The sequence below is a fragment of the Candidatus Jordarchaeum sp. genome, assembly GCF_052745115.1.
The window spans coordinates 1-2804 of the sequence record NZ_JBRAKS010000443.1 but is presented as its reverse complement, the minus strand read 5'-3'; the positions used below and the strand labels follow the sequence as shown (position 1 = coordinate 2804).

At 46.1% G+C, this 2804-nt stretch carries 2 protein-coding genes; both read right to left on the bottom strand.

All coding sequences use genetic code 11. The features are described 5' to 3' along the window. Nucleotides 1-61: 61 nt before the first annotated feature. Entirely contained in the window at nucleotides 62-1114 is a 1053-nt protein-coding gene (locus ACUVXA_RS19280) for an NAD(P)H-dependent flavin oxidoreductase (protein WP_445872917.1), read from the bottom strand. Between the two features lie 307 nt (nucleotides 1115-1421). Then, a complete protein-coding gene (locus ACUVXA_RS19275) occupies nucleotides 1422-2750 on the bottom strand; it encodes an acyl-CoA dehydrogenase family protein (protein WP_445872916.1) in 1329 nt (442 codons plus the stop codon). Nucleotides 2751-2804 lie beyond the last annotated feature (54 nt).

The following is a 2804-nucleotide window of genomic DNA, read 5'->3' as shown; positions in this document are numbered from 1 at the left end:
CGGGGAAACTTGTTGAGCAAAACACAAGCATATATTTCCCGTATACGGTAAAAAAGAATATTTAAACCACTAATTTTGGTAATTTATCCCTAATAATTTCTTCTGCTTCATTAACTACTCTATCCATAAGCTCCTCAACCGTGGGCAAGTCTGAAAATCTTCCTGCAACTTCACCGCCGAAAAACGCAGCCTTTTTCGGATCACCGAAATGTATCGCTTGAATAGATTTCAACTCGAAGTTCGCAACCTCAACGTCTGGGTGTCCCCTCTTCTCCATTTCAAAAAGTTCCACAGTCGCATCAGTTTTCAGATATCTAATTTTGCCAAAAACACCCCTAGCCACAATAGTATCTCTAACATCCCGGATATTCATAGTATACTGCTTATAGTAGTCGAGGAAGTCACTCTCCTTCGTCGCTATAAACCGGGTGCCCATCTGTACACCAACCGCCCCCAGAGCCAGAGCCGCAGCCAACCCCGCCCCATCACAGATACCTCCCGCAGCCACAACCGGGACCTTCACTGTTTTCACCACTTCGGGTATAAGCACCATGCTGTGAACTGGATCATGCGCCACATGGCCTCCGCCCTCATGGCCGCTGGCAATTACCAAATCTGCACCTGCTTTCTCTGCTTTCTTTGCATGGTAAGGTGAGGGACAGACGTGAAAGTGGAGTGCTCCAGACTCCTTTATGCTTTCTACGTGAGGTTCCGGGTTTCCTGCGGAGGTGATTATTACCTTCATTCTTTTGACCAGTTCCGAATCCTTTTCTCTCTCCTCGATTGCTGCTTGGATTAGTTCCTCACTCACCCCTCGAAACTCCACCGCCACCGGGACGTTTATTCCAAATATGCCTCCAGATTTTTGTGTTGCTTCTTTAACGTATTGGATAGCCTCCCTCATATTTTGACCCGGACTTTTTTTCGGGTCGTAGTCCATGAATTTTTGTCCACCCAACAGCTTACAAACACCCATACCAACGCCACTTATAATTCCGAGTCCTCCTGCATTAGCAACTGCTGCCGCAAGTTTGGTGGTTGAATAGGGCCCCATTCCAGCCTGGATTATGGGATATTTTATTCCGAGCATGTCCATTAGCTTGGTTTTAATCATTTTATTCAGCATCCCTTGTTTTAATTAAACTGAAAAATTTTGTAAATATTACGATATTTTTGGAAGCCATTTGATCCTTTTGATACTTAAGCTTTATTATGAGTTTAATTTTCAGCAAGTTGAGTGGTAAATAGAAGAATGAAACGTAGAAACAGCAATAGAAGGGAGTAGGAAGGGGGAGAAAAAAAAGGAGGCTAAAGAAAAAATAAACCCAACCCCCATATAAGGAAGGGAGGCTAGGTGAAGGGTATTCTAATATGGTGACAATTGTTTGTGTCCCTGCACCTTTTTTTAAAGGCCACGTTATTCAGAAAATTTCATCTTTTTTGAGCCATTCAGGGTACCATCTGAAGTAATCAATTGGTCTAACTTTTTCTAGTCCAGCGTAGGTAGCCTTTACCAGTCTTAGTATGCCCCGCTTATCCCGGTAAACATCGACCAACTTCCTTTCTTCCAGCGAGAGCAAGGCTTCGTCTAAACGTTCATCGTCCAGTCCAGTATCTTCCATAAGTTCTTCTCGGGACATATGCAATCCGGGATTCACGCGGTAATCTTCTGCGAGTGCAAGTAGGATGCTCTCTTCAATTGCTTCCGGATCCGTATTCCCAGCCTTTGCTGGTACCTCAAGCTCCGGAGGATTCTTAAAATAGGGTATTGGAATCCCAAGTTTCTCGTGAACGCGCCGCCTTGGAGGCTTTAGCATGTTCTTCATTATTCTGAATCCTTGACTTGAGATTAGACGTCTGAGCACGTCGTTTGTTCCTCCGCCGACTTCAAGCAGTTTTGCATCTCGTAGAAGAGCTTCCACTGGGTAATATTTTGTGAACCCGTCGCCGCCCATAACTTGCAGGGCGTCCTCAGCTATTCTGGTCGCGGTTTCGATTGCGTAGATTTTTGCGCTGTTTGCCTCGATTAGTGGCTCCATTCCTTGGTCGAGTAGAGAAGTTGCATAGTAGGTTAATAGTCGGGCAGTCTTGTATCCGATTATCATATCTGCTATTCGGTACTGATTGCTTTCAAACTCTATGGTGCGCTTGCCGAATTGGACTCTTCTCTGACTCATATAGTACGAATATCTTAGGGCTTCACGCATTCCCCCAACTAATCCAACAGCTATAAGGCATCTCTCAAGGTTAAGACCGCTAATCATACACATCCACCCCATACCTTCTCCGCCAATCACATTCTCATCAGGGACGAAAACATCTTTAAAGTTTAGTACACCATTTCGGACGGCGTCGAAAACCCCTAGGGCATTTATCCTCTCAACCGTGAAGCCAGGCAGTCCCTTTAGAACATAGAGTCCAGTAAGATGCTTGTAGGCCACCCTGCCACCGGGGTCGTCGCTGGTCTTCACATAGACGAAGTAGGCGTCAGCGATTCCACTGGTGCTAATGAACCTTTTTTTACCATTGATTAAGTATCCGCCGTCAACACGTGTTGCTGTGGTAGTGACACCTGCAGCATCGGAGCCCACGAAAGGCTCTGTGAGGCAGAGTGCGTTTATCTGCTCTCCCCTCGCGATTTTGGGAAGCCACCTTTCTTTTTGCTCCTCTGTTCCCAGTCTAACCAGCTGATGCGTCCCCCCCAAAGCAAGTAGTGCTGTATATCGTGGCGATGGTGCCAAGTCGGGCAAGCCGTTGTCCGAAACTTACCCATCTAGGACACTTCCAGATGGTGTTCGGTTCCT